At 65.3% G+C, this 14,828-nt stretch carries 13 protein-coding genes; 2 read left to right on the forward strand and 11 right to left on the reverse strand.

Features of this window, described 5'->3' with window-relative positions:
- Window positions 1-187: 187 nt before the first annotated feature.
- Window positions 188-1,750, forward strand: a complete 1,563-nt coding sequence (locus VCJ71_RS02375; protein ID WP_324638795.1) for a hypothetical protein — start codon at window positions 188-190, stop codon at window positions 1,748-1,750.
- 96 nt (window positions 1,751-1,846) lie between these two features.
- The gene (locus VCJ71_RS02380; protein WP_324638798.1) at window positions 1,847-4,558 is read left to right on the forward strand and encodes a TonB-dependent receptor domain-containing protein; all 2,712 of its coding nucleotides are present in this window, start codon (window positions 1,847-1,849) and stop codon (window positions 4,556-4,558) included.
- Between the two features lie 62 nt (window positions 4,559-4,620).
- Here VCJ71_RS02380 and VCJ71_RS02385 read toward each other — a convergent pair whose 3' ends face one another.
- From VCJ71_RS02385 to VCJ71_RS02435, 11 genes are all read right to left on the reverse strand, one after another.
- Window positions 4,621-5,295, reverse strand: a complete 675-nt coding sequence (locus VCJ71_RS02385) for a response regulator transcription factor (RefSeq protein ID WP_324638799.1) — start codon at window positions 5,293-5,295, stop codon at window positions 4,621-4,623.
- A 175-nt stretch (window positions 5,296-5,470) separates the two neighbouring features.
- Complete coding sequence (locus tag VCJ71_RS02390; protein ID WP_290135066.1) at window positions 5,471-5,638, reverse strand: hypothetical protein; 168 nt, start codon at window positions 5,636-5,638, stop codon at window positions 5,471-5,473.
- A complete protein-coding gene (locus VCJ71_RS02395; protein ID WP_324638801.1) occupies window positions 5,635-6,402 on the reverse strand; it encodes an MBL fold metallo-hydrolase in 768 nt (255 codons plus the stop codon). The genes VCJ71_RS02390 and VCJ71_RS02395 overlap by 4 nt, the downstream gene beginning before the upstream one ends.
- Window positions 6,399-7,175 carry a TatD family hydrolase gene (locus VCJ71_RS02400; RefSeq protein ID WP_324638803.1) on the reverse strand — a complete coding sequence of 259 codons (777 nt, stop codon included), beginning with the start codon at window positions 7,173-7,175 and terminating at the stop codon, window positions 6,399-6,401. Before VCJ71_RS02400 ends, VCJ71_RS02395 begins: the two co-directional genes overlap by 4 nt.
- Window positions 7,175-8,734 carry a methionine--tRNA ligase gene (gene metG / locus VCJ71_RS02405; protein WP_324638805.1) on the reverse strand — a complete coding sequence of 520 codons (1,560 nt, stop codon included), beginning with the start codon at window positions 8,732-8,734 and terminating at the stop codon, window positions 7,175-7,177. Before metG ends, VCJ71_RS02400 begins: the two co-directional genes overlap by 1 nt.
- A 41-nt stretch (window positions 8,735-8,775) precedes the next feature.
- Window positions 8,776-9,720 carry a DNA polymerase III subunit delta' gene (locus VCJ71_RS02410; RefSeq protein WP_324638807.1) on the reverse strand — a complete coding sequence of 315 codons (945 nt, stop codon included), beginning with the start codon at window positions 9,718-9,720 and terminating at the stop codon, window positions 8,776-8,778.
- On the reverse strand, window positions 9,717-10,355 hold the full coding sequence (gene tmk / locus VCJ71_RS02415) for a dTMP kinase (RefSeq protein ID WP_324638808.1): 639 nt from the start codon (window positions 10,353-10,355) through the stop codon (window positions 9,717-9,719). Before tmk ends, VCJ71_RS02410 begins: the two co-directional genes overlap by 4 nt.
- A complete protein-coding gene (locus VCJ71_RS02420; RefSeq protein WP_324638809.1) occupies window positions 10,352-11,464 on the reverse strand; it encodes a D-alanyl-D-alanine carboxypeptidase family protein in 1,113 nt (370 codons plus the stop codon). Before VCJ71_RS02420 ends, tmk begins: the two co-directional genes overlap by 4 nt.
- A gap of 116 nt (window positions 11,465-11,580) precedes the next feature.
- A complete protein-coding gene (locus VCJ71_RS02425; RefSeq protein ID WP_324638810.1) occupies window positions 11,581-12,528 on the reverse strand; it encodes an SPOR domain-containing protein in 948 nt (315 codons plus the stop codon).
- Window positions 12,512-13,543, reverse strand: coding sequence for a lytic murein transglycosylase (locus VCJ71_RS02430; RefSeq protein WP_324638811.1), 1,032 nt, complete (start codon window positions 13,541-13,543; stop codon window positions 12,512-12,514). Before VCJ71_RS02430 ends, VCJ71_RS02425 begins: the two co-directional genes overlap by 17 nt.
- Window positions 13,544-13,657: 114 nt before the next feature.
- Window positions 13,658-14,827, reverse strand: a complete 1,170-nt coding sequence (locus VCJ71_RS02435; protein WP_324638812.1) for an alkaline phosphatase D family protein — start codon at window positions 14,825-14,827, stop codon at window positions 13,658-13,660.
- Window position 14,828: the final 1 nt, after the last annotated feature.

Consider the following 14,828-nt stretch of genomic DNA (forward strand, 5'->3'; position numbering starts at 1 on the left):
ACGTAACAGTGTCATAAAACTGTAATTTATTGCTTTGGTTGTCACAATCGTCACACCGTTGTCGCAATCAAGTCACCGTAAAATAAGGGGTTTTGCAAAGAAACTGTCACGCGAGGGGCCTAGTTGAGCGGCCAACGCAGGAGACGCTGCGTCCGATTCTCGGCTTTTCCCAAGGGGGGTTCTTCCCGTGACCAAGTTTACCAGCTCGCTGATCCTCGGCTGTTCCGCGCTCGTATTGTCCGCTTGCGGTCCCGACGACCTCGCGTCGCCCGGCACCGGCGGCAACATCACCATCAACAACCCGCCGGCAACGCCCGCACCCACACCGGCGCCGACCGGGACGCCGACCGTCACCGCAGCCGGCAGCTGCCCGACGATCAACGGCCCGGCTCTGGTCGACAACGGCACGATTTCGGGCCCGACCGGTTCGTATCGCCGCTGCACCCTGCCGGCGCGCTTCACCGCATCGACCACGCTGCCGTACTTCGCCGGCGTGATCTACGAGATGGACGGCCGCGTCGATGTCGGCTCCGACGGCGGCCCGACCCCCGACGGCAGCGACGGTGCGGACGATACCAACGTGACCCTGACGATCGAGCCGGGCGCCATCATCTACGCCAGCGGATCGTCCTTCCTGATGGTCAACCGCGGCAACGAGATCCAGGCAGTCGGCACCGCCGCACGTCCGATCATCTTTACCAGCCGCGACAACGTGGTCGGCTTCAACAGCGACACCTCGTCGGGCCAGTGGGGCGGGATCGTCCTTGCGGGCCGCGCTCCGGTGACGGATTGCATCGCGCCGGGCGCAACCCCGGGCACGACCGGCTGCGAACGCCAGGTCGAAGGCGCCGCCCAGCCAGCCCTGTTCGGCGGCGCGACGCGGAACGACAGTTCGGGCCGCATGAGCTACGTCCAGATCCGCTATTCCGGCTTCGTCCTTTCGGGCGACAACGAACTGCAGTCGCTCACCACCGGCGGCACCGGCACCGGCACCCAGCTCGACAACATCATGAGCTTCAACAGCTCCGACGACGGCGTCGAATTCTTCGGCGGTTCGGTGAACGTGAAGAACCTGATCGTGGTCGGCGCGGAAGACGATTCGCTCGATACCGACACCGGTGTGAAGGCGAACCTGCAGAACGTGCTCGCAATCCAGCGCGAAGGGGCGGGCGACGCCATCATCGAGGCGGATTCGACCAACGCCCTGATCGACAGCACGCCGCGCCAGAACACGCGGATCAGCAACGCGACCTTTATCCACCGCAACGCAGCCGCCGGCCAGGCCCTGCGCTTCCGCGGCGGGACGGACTATGCGCTGACCAACACCGTGGTCTTCGCGCCGAATTCCACCTGCGTGCGGATCGATGACAGTGAAACCATCCGCGCCGCCAACGCTGCACTCGACGATGTAGGCCCGGTGCGGTTCGAATCGGTCGTGCTGACCTGTGCCGACCCGTTCCGTTCGGGCAGCAACGGCGTGAGCGAAGCCGATGCGACCACGCTGTTCAACAACGGCTCGAACACCGAAGCCAGCTTCACCAGCACGCTGATGACCTTCATCAACGGCGCCAACGAGAACGGCGTCGCCGCCTTCGATCCGACGGTCTTCGGCTCGTTCTTCACGAACCTCGGCTACATCGGGGCAGTGAACAGCAGCGGCAACGCCTGGTACGCCGGCTGGACCTGTAACTCGGCCGCCGCCGACTTCGGCACCAACACCGGCAGCTGCAGCACCCTTCCGGTCTACTGAGCCGACGAGATGCGAAGGGGAGGGGAGCGCTGATCGTCGCTTCCCTCCCCTCGATTGTTACGGGGCCAGCGCGCCCCATCCGGGAGCATGATTGAAATGACACGTCCCAGCGTTTTCGCGCGCCGCCTGTCCGCCCTGTTGCTGGTCGGGACCGCCATGACCGTGCCGGCGCTTGCCGTCGCCCAGGGTGCAGGCGCCGCGCCGGCCCTGCCGCCCACCGACACCGCGGAAACGCCCGGGGTCGGTCAGGACGTGGCGCAGGATCCGGTCGCGACGCAAGACGAAACGCTGCAGGACGAGGATATCTCGATCCCCGGCGGCGGCATCATCGTGGTCACCGGCGATGCGATCCAGAACGTGGAGCGCAGCTCGACCCAGGTGGTCAACGTGCTGTCTTCCGAAGACATCGCCCGTACCGGGGAAGGGGACATCGCCGGCGCGCTGGGCCGCGTGACCGGCCTGTCGGTGCAGGGCAACGGCAACGTATTCGTGCGCGGCCTTGGCGATCGCTATTCGCTCGCCTTGCTCAACGGCCTGCCGCTGCCGAGTCCGCAGCCGCTCAGCCGCGTGGTCCCGCTCGATATCTTCCCGACCAACATCGTCGCTTCCAGTCTGGTCCAGAAGACCTACTCGGCCAACTTCCCGGGTGAATTCGGCGGCGGCGTGATCAACCTCACCACCCGTGCCATTCCCGACGAGAGCTTCCTGACCCTGTCCGCCGGCATCAGCGGCGATACGGAGACCACCTTTTCCAACGGGCTCGCCTATTACGGGTCCGACACCGACTGGACCGGCTTCGATGACGGCACCCGCGACACGCCGCCCGCCTTGCAGGCCTTCCTCGACAGCGGCGCGCGCATTTCCGATACGGGCGTGGACCAGACCGCAATCCTGAAGCAGCTGGGCAACCCCAACCTGACGCTGCTGCAGCGCATCGGCGAGCAGCGGCCCAATTTCTCCGGCGGCATCACCGGCGGCACGGCTTTCGACATCAGCGGGGATGCGCGCCTTGGCGTGGTCGCCACGGCTTCTATCAAGAACGGCCTGCAGAACCGCGTTGCCATGAAGCAGAGTGCGATCAACGCCGACCTCGACCTCGACAGCGAATTCGTCGACTTTATCACCGACAACCGCATCCTTGTGAACGGCCTGCTCGGTTTCGGGCTGGAGCTGGGCGAGCACCGGTTCCGCTGGACCAACCTCTATATCCGCGACACGCTGAAGCAGTCGTCGCTGTCGCAGGGCGAGGATTTCCAGTCGGGCTTCTCCAAGATCCGTCAGGAAAACGGCTGGTTCGAGCGCGAGCTGCTCGACACGCAATTCGTGGGCGAGCTGGAGTTCGACGACCTGTCGGTTGACCTGCGCGCCGGATATGCCCGGACCCAGCGCGAGGCGCCGTACGAGTATTCCTTTGAATACGTCCGCACAAACATCGCCAACGATCCCAACGGTGACCGGTTCATCAACGTGCTGGACCGCCAGCGCGGCAGTGCCTCGGTCGTGTTTTCGGACCTCGAGGAAGACCTTTATTACGGTGGTCTCGACATCAGCTACCCGGTTGCGGACTGGCTCGCGGTGACGGTGGGCGGCGCATATACCGACACCGACCGCTTCTCCACGCGGCGCGAATTCCTGATCGATGCCAATACCGACTTCCCGGACAGCGTCGGCGCCTTGCGGCCCGACCTTCTGCTGGGCGATGCGGTGGTCGAATATTTCGACTTCGGCCTGATCGAGACGACGCAGGCCGACCCGGCCTTTGCCGCAGGGCTCGAAATCAAGGCCGCCTATGCCAAGGCGCAGATTTTCCCCGTGTTCGGCGTGACCATCGACGTCGGCGTGCGGTATGAGGATGCGATCCAGACGGTCGACCCGGTGGAAGTGTTCGCCACGCCGACCAATTCTGCCAGTTCCACGTTGCTGGAAAACGACTATTTCCTGCCGGCCGCGACCATCACTTGGGAAGCGACCGACCAGCTGCAGTTCCGCCTGAGCGGATCGAAGACGATCGCCCGCCCGCAGTTCCGCGAGCTGATCTTCCAGACTTATTACGATCCCGACACGAACCGACAGTTCAACGGCAACCCGCTGCTGGTCGACAGCCAGCTGGTCAACGCCGAGGCGCGCGCCGAATACTACTTCGACCGCGACAATCGCGTGTCGCTGGCAGGCTTCTACAAGGATATCGACAATCCGATCGAGGCCTATTCCAGCTTTTCAGACAACGAGCAGATCACCAGCTTCGCCAACGCCCCGCAGGCCGAACTCTACGGCGCCGAGCTGGAGCTGCAGCTGAAGCGCAGCCTCGATACGCTGGGCGGCGGTTTCTTCGAAACCAAGGACGCGGTGCTGGTGGCGAACTACACCTACACCGATTCCGCGATCGCCGTTGCCGAGGGCGACGTGACGCAAATCTTCCCGCGCGGCGCGCAGCCGGCGAGCAATTTCTTCTTCGACGGCGTGCCGCTGACCGGGCAGTCAGACCATCTCGTGAACGTTCAGTTCGGTTTCGAGGACTGGGACAAGCTGCAGCAGCTGACCCTCCTTCTGGCCTATGCCAGCAAGCGGGTGACCAGCCGCGGGACCAGCGGGCTGCCCGACATCCTCGAAGACCCGGGCCTGCGCGTCGACATCGTCGGCCGCCAGGGGCTGACCCTGTTCGGCGTCGAGACGGAGTTGAAAGCGGAGGCGCGCAACATTTTCGGGCGCGGCAAGTTCGAATACCAGGCAACCGACACGAACCGCATCGAGATCAACAGCTACGACCGCGGGACCAGCTTCTCGCTGTCGATCTCTGCGAATTTCTAAAGGGGAAGAGGGCCTTTCCAGATCCCGCCGGCGTTTCAGGCGCGGCGGGAGAGGGGAGGCCCTTACTCGATTTCCAGCAGGTAGCCGCGCGAGCGGACCGTTCGCAGCAGGCCGGCCGCACCGACATCCTTCAGCGAACGGCGCAGGCGGCTGATCCACGCATCGACCGTGCGCTCGTCCACCGGCTCGCCCGTGCGGCCGAGGCCCGCGATGAGGTCCTGCCGCGAATGGAGCCGGTTGGGGTTCTCAATGAAGAAATGCAGCAGGCGGAACTCGCTGGGGCTGAGCCTGACGAGCTGCTTCTTCCAGCGCGCCTGCATCGCCGCAGGATAAAGCGCGAAGTGCCCGGCGATGATATGCGATTGCAGGGCGGCCGGTGCGGCGGAGCTCGTTACGGTCAGCACGCGGTCGAGCAGGCTCTGGCGGGTCACGGGCTCTGTCACATAGCCGTCGGCCCCGGCGCGCATGCAGCGCTTGCGGTCGTCCGCGGTGGCTTCCTCGAGGATGATCGAGATATGGCTGTCGGCCCAGCGGGAATCTGCGCGCAGCGCCTGGCAGAATTCCAGGCCGGAGAATTGCGGCAACAGCCATTCGATGAAAATCCAGCACGTTCCGTCGATCGGATGGATCGGATTGGACGGATCGATCCTGCCGAAGCGAATGACGCGTTCGTCATCGGTGTAGCTTTCCGCCTGCGCCAGTTCCGCGCGCGTCGTGAGGATATTGATCGTGTGCATGCGATCCGCTCGTGAATTCTCTCATGAGCGGAGTGGCGAGCTTATGTGACGCGCCTATGACTGGAGGGGAGATGTTTTGCGACATGGCTCCGCCCGCCGGTATTGCGATGATAATATATATTATGTAAAGTAGTGGCAAGTCGTCGAAGGGGCGAGGCATGGCCCCGGCGCTCCTTCAGATCAGCAAATTGATCAGCAGCGTGACGCCGGTGAAGATCGCGGCCCATGTCAGCGCAAGGACCGCCGACTTCTTCCAGCTCAGGCGATAGGATGCCAGCGCGCTGCCGGCCAGGATCAGCCACCCGAGCAGCAATACGATCTGCAGCGTATCGATATCGTTCACAGCGCGATCTCCATCCCGTCGTATCCGACGTGCACGTTTGCGGGCGTTTCCCGCGAGACGGCATCGTAGTCCATCGAACTGTCGAGATGCGTCAACACCGTCTGTCGCGCGCCCGTCCGCTTCGCGAGATCGAGCGCCATGGCAAGGTTGGCGTGCGTCGGATGCTTTTCCCGGCGCAGGCAATCGCAAACCAGCAGGTCAGCGCCCTTGAAAGTTTCGACCATCTGCTTCGAAATGGCGCTGAAATCCACGGCGTAAACTACCGTTTTCCCATCACAATCGAAACGGAAGCCGGTGCTCTCCGTTGGCCCGTGCGCCATCTGGCACCATTCCACGCCGAAACCGGCGGCCATGCGCAGCCGGTCCAGCGTCTGGAGGTTGACGATGGTCGGGTAGCCGTGCTGGCCTTCGAACACGTAGTCGAAACGCCGCGTAAGTCTCTCTGCGGTCAGCGAAGATGCATAGCCGGCAATCGGCCCGCCGCGCCCGAAGCGGAGCGGCCGCAGGTCGTCGATGCCGTGGCAATGGTCCGCATGGTCGTGGGTCCAGAATACCGCGTCGAGCCGGTCGATACCGTTGTCGAGCATCTGCTGGCGCAGGTCGGTCGATGTATCGACGAGGATCCGCGAGCCCGCCTTGCTCTCGAGCGCAATGGATACCCGGCTACGGCGATTTTTCGGATTGGCCGGATCGCAGCTACCCCAGTCGTTGCCGAGCCGGGGGACGCCGGTCGAAGTCCCGCAACCGAGGATCGTGACCTTCACGCAGTCGCCTTGGCGAACAGGCGATAGAAATTCGCGGTGGTCGTCGCTGCCAGCTCGTCGGGCGCGATGCCGCGCAGATCGGCGACGAATTCCGCGGTGTTGCGGACGAAGGCAGGCTCGCAGGTCTTTCCCCGGTGCGGCACCGGCGCAAGGAACGGGCTGTCGGTTTCCACCAGCAGCCGGTCGGCCGGCACGCGCGCGGCGACCTCCTGCAGTTCCCTGGCGTTCTTGAACGTCACGATGCCGGAGACGGAGATATAAAGGCCAAGCTCGAGCACGATATCGGCAAAATCCGACGATGCCGTGAAGCAGTGGATCAGCGCGGGAAACGCGCCCTTCTCCATCTCCTCGCGAAGGATCCGCGTCGTGTCTTCCTCGGCATCGCGCGTATGGATGATGACGGGCAGTTGCACATCGCGCGCCACGCCGATGTGCATGCGGAACAGGTCCTGCTGCACCTGCCTGTCCGACTTGTCGTAATAATAATCGAGCCCGGTCTCGCCGATGGCGATCACACGCGCATCGTCGGTCGCGGCGCGCAGTTTCTCCGCGCCGAGGTCTTCATGCGCGTCGGCCTCGTGCGGGTGGATGCCGACGCTGGCCCATACGTCCTTCTCGCGGCGGGCCGTGCCGACGACGCGGTCCCATTCGCTGAGGCGCGTGGAGATGTTGAGAAAGGCGCCCACCCCTGCTGCGCGCGCGCGGTCCAGCACATCCTGCTGGTTCTCGACCAGCCCTTCGTATTCGAGGTGGCAATGGCTATCGACCAGCATCACGCATCCTCCTGCGCCGGCAGTTCAAGCCGCGGGAACGCGGGCGTGGGTTTCGCCACGGTAAAGCCGCTTTCGACCAGGCGATCGAACCATGCCGCATCCGCCAGGTCGGCAAAGGATCGCGCGTCCGCGCCGATGCCGAGCTGGTCGAGGATCGACGCGGCCTTTTCCGGCACGACCGGTTGGATGGCGATCGCCAGGTCGCGGATGGCGATGAAGAGCGTCTGCAGCACGGCCTTCATCCGCTCCGGATCGGTTTTCTTGAGCGCCCACGGGGCCTGCTCGTCGACATACTGGTTGCAGGCATAGACCGCCTGCATCCACGCCTCGATGCCGACCGAGAAGTTCAGCTTTTCAAACTCTTCCGGCAGGGTCTTGGCGCAGGCTCGATTAATGTCGTCGAGCAGTTTCCCGTCTTCGGGGGCACGATCGAACTGCTCCAGCACGCCGTCCATGTTCTTTACGATCATGGAGAGCGTGCGCTGCACCAGGTTGCCGAAACTGTTGGCCAGTTCCGCGTTGGCGCGCGTGACGATGGCCTCGGGCGAATAGCTGCCGTCCTGCCCGAAATGCACTTCGCGCAGCAGGAAATAGCGCAGCGTGTCGACGCCGAACTGCTCGGCCAGCGCCATCGGGTCGGTAACGTTGCCGAGCGACTTCGATTCCTTTTGCCCGCGATTGAGCAGGAAACCGTGGCCGAAAACCTTCTTGGGCAGCGGGATGTCCGCGCTCATCAGGAAGGCCGGCCAATAGATCGTGTGGAAGCGAACGATGTCCTTGCCGATCAGGTGCAGGTCGGCCGGCCAGAAAGTCTCCCACAAATCGGTCTTGTCGGGATAGCCGAGGCCAGTGATGTAGTTGGTCAGAGCATCGACCCACACATACATCACGTGCTCGTCGCTGCCCGGCACGCGCACGCCCCAGTCGAAGCTGGTGCGGCTGACCGACAGGTCCTTCAACCCGCCGGACACGAATGCGACCATCTCGTTGCGCCGGCTTTCCGGTTCGAGAAAGCCGGGTTTCTGCAGCAATTTGAGCAACTTGTCCTGGTATTTGGACAAGCGGAAGAACCAGCTTTCCTCGACCGTCCATTCGACCGGCGTGCCTTGCGGGGAGAGCTTTTCGCCCCCCTCCCCTTCGCTCAGTTCCTTTTCGTCGTAGTAGGCCTCGTCGCGAACGGAGTACCAGCCTTCGTAGCGATCGAGATAGAGGTCGCCCTTGGCTTCCATCGCCTGCCAGATCGCCTGGCTGGCGCGGTGGTGATCTTCGTCCACCGTGCGGATGAAGCGGTCGTAGCGCACATTAAGTCCGTCGCACATCTCGCGGAAATAGCCGGACATTTCGTCGGCCAGCTCGCGCGGAGTGATACCCTGCTCCTCCGCCTTGCGGGCCATTTTCAGCCCGTGCTCGTCGGTGCCGGTCTGGAAGCGAACCTCGCGCCCCATCTGCCGCTGGAAGCGGGCGATGACATCGGCGGCAATCGCTTCATAGGCATGGCCGATATGCGGGCGCCCGTTGGGATAGGAAATCGCGGTGGTGATGTAGAATGGCTGGGCCATCGGCCGGGCAAGCTTCCTGCTGGGAACGGGCGGGTGCGGGGTCAGGCCGCCTCCCTATCCGCCGCCGCCGATGCGAGCAAGCTACCGATTTCCATCACCAGCAGGCCGGGATCGAAATTGTAGGTCGGCGCCTGCTCACCAAGGCGGACGACCGCGGCATAGGCATCGGCCAGCTTTCCGAGATCCGCGGGCCCGGTTTCGCGCATGGCGCCGGCCAGCACACTGCGCGCAAGGTCGATGGCCGCCAGCTGCCGCTCTCGCGTCGGTCGCTGGCCCATGGCGGCCGCAAGTTGCCCGCGCAGGACCAGCTGCGGGTCCGGATCGGACAGCAGGCGGACCATGATGGCGTGGAGCGGGGCGAGGTCGAGCGCGATGAAGCGCTCGGCCGCTCCCGGAGAGCCAGCCGCAGCCGCCACCGCTGCGTCACGCACAAAGCGGTCTGCGTCGGGCGCCATTTCGGCAACGAGCCGCGCCACGGCATCGTCTTCGAGCGGGGCGAAACGCAAGGTGCGGCAGCGCGAGCGGATCGTCGGCAGCAATCGGCCGGGCCGATGGGAAACGAGCAGGAAATAGGTCCCCGCGGGCGGTTCCTCCAGGCTCTTGAGCAAGGCGTTGGCAGCGCCGCGCTCCATGTCGTCCGCCGGCTCCACGATGATAGCGCGGCGGTCGCCCAGCGTGGGCCGGGTCGTGATGCGGCGCTGGACCGCGCGGACCTGGTCGATCGTGATGTTGCGCTTGAGCTCGAACGGCTTGCCGTCGTCCTTCTTCTTCTGCTCCTTGTCGTCCTTGGGCAGGTGGGTGAGGTGGAGGATATCGGGATGTGCGCCGTCACCATCTGCGCCCACCAGCGCCCGGGCGGCTTCATCGGCGAAGCTTCCCTTGCCGAGACCCTGCGGCCCGGCGAGCAGCCATGCGTGGTGCAGCCGCGCCCCGCCCAGCGCGGCCTGCCATTGCGACCAGGCTTCCGGATGACGCGCGGCGCTCATGCGCGGCCTTCCAGCAGGGGCTCGATCACCTGCAGGATCCGGGCATGCACGGTGTCCGCGCTGCCGCTGCCGTCGATGACTGCAAAGCGCTCCGGCTCGTCCGCGGCGATCTGCGTGAAGCGGGCAGCCACCCGCGCGTGATATTTCATTTCGCGCCCGCCGATGCGGTCGCTGCCGTCGACGTCGCGCGCGGCGAGCCGCTCGGCCGCGTCGTCTGCCGGGAGCGAGAGCAGCACGGTTAGGTCGGGCAGCAGGCCGCCGCTGCCGACTTCGTGCAGGGCCATGATGTCGCCATCGGACAGCCCGCCACCGCCGCCCTGGTAGGCGCGGGTGGAATCGATGAAGCGGTCGCATATGACCCAGCGCCCCGCCTCCAGCGCGGGACGAATGCGGCGTTCGACATGGTCGGAGCGGGCGGCGGCAAACAACAGCGCCTCCGCGCGCGGTTCCCAACCTGCCCCGGCGGGATCGAGCAGCAGGTCGCGGATCGCCTCCGCACCCGGCGTCCCGCCCGGTTCGCGGGTCAGTTCCGCCGCGATGCCCCGCTCGGCGAGGGCTTGAGCGAGAAGGCGAGCCTGAGTGGACTTGCCCGCCCCTTCCCCGCCTTCGAATGCGATGAATACGCCGCGCGTCACGTGACGATGCCCCGCACACCGTTCCACAGCCGCGTCCAGAAACCGGCCTCCGCCACGTCTTCCGCCGCGACGAGCGGGATGCGGTGACTGCCATGCCCTGCGATGCTGACCTCCAGCTCGGCAATCTGCTCGCCCTTGGCCACCGGTGCCGGGATCGGGCCGAGATACTTGATCGACAGCGACACGTCGCTGGCGGAGGTGCCGCGCGGCAGAGAGGCGTGGATCTGCTGCTCGGCCACCAGATCGACCGTCGCACTCGCCCCGTTCTGCACTTCCGCCGCACCCACCAAGGTGTCCTTGGCGAACAGCCGCTTGGTGGAAAATGCGTCGAAGCCCCATTCCACCAGGTCGATCGCGGCCTTGTTCCGCCCGCGCCCGGTCGGTGCGGCCGCTGTGACGACCACCAGGCGGCGGCCATCGCGGATCGCGGAACCGAGGAAGCCGTACCCCGCTTCGTTGGTGAAGCCGGTCTTGATGCCGTCCGCGCCTTCTACCTTGCCGACGAGGGGATCGTGGTTGGCCTGCGCGATGCCGTTGAAAGAGAAACCCTCGCGCCCGAAGAAGTGGTTGTAGAGCGCCGGATGGCGGGTCGTCAGCGCCTTGGCGAGGATGGCGAGGTCGCGCGCCGTGGTGAAAGTCGCGCCGCCATCCATCCAGCCGTTGGGTGTGCCGAAATGGCTATTGCGCATGCCCAGTTTGCGCGCGGCGGCGTTCATCTCCGCGACCCATTTGTCGACCGAGCCGGCCCCATGGGTGGCCAGCACGATGGCGCCGTCGTTGGCGGAGACCGCAGTGATCCCGCGCAGCAGTTCCTCCACCGTGGCCACGTCGCCGACTTCGAGGAACATGGTGGAGCCTACCCCGCCCCATTCCTCGGCAATGTCGGCGTTCACCACTACCCTCTGGCGCAGGTCGATCTGCTTCGCCGCGAGCTTCTCGAACGCGACGTAGGCGGTCATCACCTTGGTGATGGAGGCCGGGATGAAGCGCCGGTCGGAATTGCGGGCCGCCAGCGTCTGGTTGGTCGACACGTCGAGCAGGAGGACGATCGGCACTTCCTCTGCGGAGGCGCTGGGCGGAAGCTCGCCCGGCGATGCCTGGTCGCCCACCTGCGCGGTGGCGGGCCACGCGCACAGGAGGAGGCAGGCGATCAGGCAGGCGGATTGTTTCGGCCGGAAGATGGCGCGGCTTCCCTTCGGGACCGCTCGCCCATCGGATGGCCGAGTCAGTCGGTTGTGACGATACGCGCGTCGCTATAACCCGCTGCCCGCACCTTGGCGAGCGAGGCTTCGGCCTCTCCACGGTTTGCGAAAGGGCCGGTCCGCACACGGAAATAGCGTCCGGAGCGCTCGACCGTTCCGCCGAGGACGGTGGCCGCCCGGGCAGCACGGTCGTCGGTGGAAAAGGATGCGGCCTGGACGAACAGCCCGGCTGTCTCGCTTGCTACGGGCGCCGGCGGCGGCGGGGCTTCGGCTGGTTCCGAAGGCTGCGGCACGGCCAGCGGGGCCAGTGCGGGGACGGTATTACCTGCTGCCGCGGGTGCAGGTGCGGGCGCGGCGGTACTCGGCGCCACGGCGACCTGTTGCGGCGGCGCGGGGCGCACCGGGACGCTGGCCGGTGCATTGAGCTTGCGCTTCAGCACCTCGACCAGCGACATCGGCGTGTCCATGCGGGACGAGGCGGCCAGCCCCTGGCGCAGCAACGCGCGATCTTCTTCCAGCGCATTGACCCGGCGGATGCGCACGGGCGTGCCGTCGCTTGCGCCTAGGGCCGTCAGCGCACCGGGCGACAGGGCGGCGATGCGTCCGTTCACCATCGGTCCGCGCCGTTCCACGCGCGCGAGGATCGTCTTGCCGGTTTCGAGCGATGTGACCTCGACATAGCTGGGATAGGGCAGCGTCTGGTGGGCGATTGTGATGCCCTCCCCGCCCATATCGTCCGCAGCGGCATAGCCGACTTCGTCGTAATTGAGGACGTCGACAGGCTCGTACAGCAAGCCGTCGATCCGGTAGGGTTCGCCGACGACCAGCGGGTAATCGGCTGCCGGCCCCGTGCGTGGCAGCGGGGCGCTGTACGATGTGCCCGGATTGTCTGCGCCGCCGGCACAGGCGGCCAACGACGTGCTTAACGCCAGGATCGACAGGCGCGCGAAACGCTCAACGGGAAATCTCATCTGCAAGTAGCCCCACACTCATCGCATAGTAGTTCGAGCAGTTATATTCGAGGATAACCCTGTAATTTCCGGTTAAGAGGTACTGCGGCGCGTTCGGCCCGTCGGGCGCGAACAGGCTGGCGAGCACGTCGTCGGCCAGCGGGCGCTGGGGCTGGATGCCGAGCCGTTTCCATTCGCCGACGGTCTTCCACTGGCTGTGCCGCTCGTGCACCCGCTCGCATACGGGAGAGGTCAGATCGGTTGCGTAGGCCTCCGGGGAGACATTGCTCGGCACATAGGCGCGCACGCCCCACGGAATGCCCGGGCGCCAGCCGGAATCGCGGAAATAGTTGGCGATCGAATGGATCGTATCGGTGCGGTTGTCGAAGATGTTGGCGATGCCGTCGCCGTCTCCGTCCACCGCCAGGCGGAGGTAAACGCTCGGCAGGAACTGCGGGTTGCCGAAGGCGCCGGCCCAGCTGCCGACCAGCTTGGAGCGCGGCATGCCGCGGTCGGCGATCTTGAGCAGCGCGATCAGCTCGCCTTCAAACAGGTCGCGGCGACGCCCTTCCCATGCCAGCGTGGCAAGCGAACGGGCGAGGTCGAAATTGCCGCGATAGCCGCCGTAATTTGTCTCGTGCCCCCAGATCGCCATGATGATCTCGCCCGGTACGCCGTATTCACGCTCGACCTGCATCAGGGTCTGGTAGGTCGCGCCATACATATCGCGCCCGCGGGCGATGCGGGTCGGGTTGACGTGAGTATTGATGTAGGGCGCCATGGCGGGATAGCCGCTCCGGCTCGGCGATCCGGGCTGGGCGCGGTCGAGCTCGATCACCCGGGAATTGGGCGTCAGGTCGTAGAGATAGCTGGAAATTGTGGTCTCGCTCACCCCTTGCGCGCGCGCTTTGCCGGCGACGATCTGCATATAGGCATCGAAGCTCATGTCCTGCGCCGAAGCGGCGATTGGCAAAGCCAGAGCGGGGGCAAGAGCGAGGGAGAGAAAGGCGAGGAGTTTGCGGGCGATAGAGATCATGCGGACCGTGATGTCACATCGTACCCGTCCTGCAAATGAATGATCGACGACACGCACTAAAAAGGGCGGCAGGGCCCCTGCCCCGCCGCCCTTTCCGGTGACGATCCGCCGGTCTCAGAAGCTGTAGGTTTCGCCTACGATTTCCTGCCCCTCGTCGTCCATCAGCCGCATCGCCACGCGACGGGCCGACCAGTCGATGTCGAGCAGGCCGAAGTTTTCTTCCGTTATCATCGAGGATGAGCGGCGCGGATCGGGCTCCCGCGTGTCGGCATCGTCGCTCACGAAAGCGAGGTTGAGCGAGGACGAGGTAAATTCGCGGAATTCCTCCTCCATCCCCTCCGGCCGGTGGCTATAGAAAGCGCCCGAATGACGGTCGCCCGACAGCAGGATCATGCCCGATGCCGCGCGGTTGCCCAGCATTTGCAGCAGACGCTGCCGTTCCAGCTGCATCGTGGCCCAGCTTTCGAAGTGATGCGCCTCGGTCAGCACCTGGATCGAGGAGACGACGATGCGCAGGTCGGCAGGCTTCGCCAGCTCCTGCTCCAGCCAGCGCCACTGCTCCGCCCCCAGCATGGAATCGCCGGGATTGCTGGCGAAGGCATAGCCGCCGAGCAGGCGACGCTCTTCCTGATAGGGGTATTCGGTCAAATCGGTACGGAAGAAGCGCGTGTCGAGGATGATGAACTGGACGCGCTGCCCGGCGGGGCCCGCCGTGAAGCTGTCGTAAACGCCGGGACGCGAGCGGACCCGGTCGTTGCTGGCCCAGAAATTCTCGAAGATCGTCTCCGACCATTCCTTTGCAAAAAAGCTGCCGCCGGAATCGTTGGGACCGAAATCGTGGTCGTCCCACGTGGCGAATGTGGGCACTGCGCCGACGAAGCTGGCGAATTCCGCATGGCTCGCCTGCAGTCGGTAGGCATCGACGAAAGTCGCGAGGTCTGCCGCGCCGCGGTAGCCGACATCGGCATAGACGTTGTCGCCGATGGCCAGGAACAGCTGCGGGTCGAAGCTGCCGATGACGGGCCAGGCATCCTGGCTGCGTTGCTGGTGGTTGCAGCTGCCGAAGGCGAAACGGGTGATGGCGCGGGAGCTATCCAGCGCGGGCGTGGTCATGCGCGGCAGGTCCGTGGTGCGTTCGAGCTGCGCGTAATAGCCGCGCAGCGCCTCGGGTGCGGAGCCGGTGGAGGCAATTTCCTGTGGTGCAGATACGCAAGCGGCGGCCCCCGAGAGGGCCGCCGCCATTGTGATCGTGCGCAAGGAGTTCTTGGCGATCGAGATGGTCATC

The organism is Pseudoblastomonas aquimaris (assembly GCF_035481675.1).
In the GTDB taxonomy this organism is placed as follows: Bacteria; Pseudomonadota; Alphaproteobacteria; order Sphingomonadales; family Sphingomonadaceae; genus Alteriqipengyuania_B.

What these genes read in the sequence shown, in the direction of transcription:
- VCJ71_RS02380 (WP_324638798.1), top strand. Translation starts at nt 1,847, where the DNA reads ATGACACGTCCCAGCGTTTTCGCGCGCCGCCTGTCCGCCCTGTTGCTG.
- VCJ71_RS02385 (WP_324638799.1), bottom strand. Translation starts at nt 5,295, where the DNA reads ATGCACACGATCAATATCCTCACGACGCGCGCGGAACTGGCGCAGGCG.
- VCJ71_RS02400 (WP_324638803.1), bottom strand. Translation starts at nt 7,175, where the DNA reads ATGCTGGTCGATAGCCATTGCCACCTCGAATACGAAGGGCTGGTCGAG.
- metG (WP_324638805.1), bottom strand. Translation starts at nt 8,734, where the DNA reads ATGGCCCAGCCATTCTACATCACCACCGCGATTTCCTATCCCAACGGG.
- VCJ71_RS02410 (WP_324638807.1), bottom strand. Translation starts at nt 9,720, where the DNA reads ATGAGCGCCGCGCGTCATCCGGAAGCCTGGTCGCAATGGCAGGCCGCG.
- VCJ71_RS02425 (WP_324638810.1), bottom strand. Translation starts at nt 12,528, where the DNA reads ATGAGATTTCCCGTTGAGCGTTTCGCGCGCCTGTCGATCCTGGCGTTA.
- VCJ71_RS02430 (WP_324638811.1), bottom strand. Translation starts at nt 13,543, where the DNA reads ATGATCTCTATCGCCCGCAAACTCCTCGCCTTTCTCTCCCTCGCTCTT.
- VCJ71_RS02435 (WP_324638812.1), bottom strand. Translation starts at nt 14,827, where the DNA reads ATGACCATCTCGATCGCCAAGAACTCCTTGCGCACGATCACAATGGCG.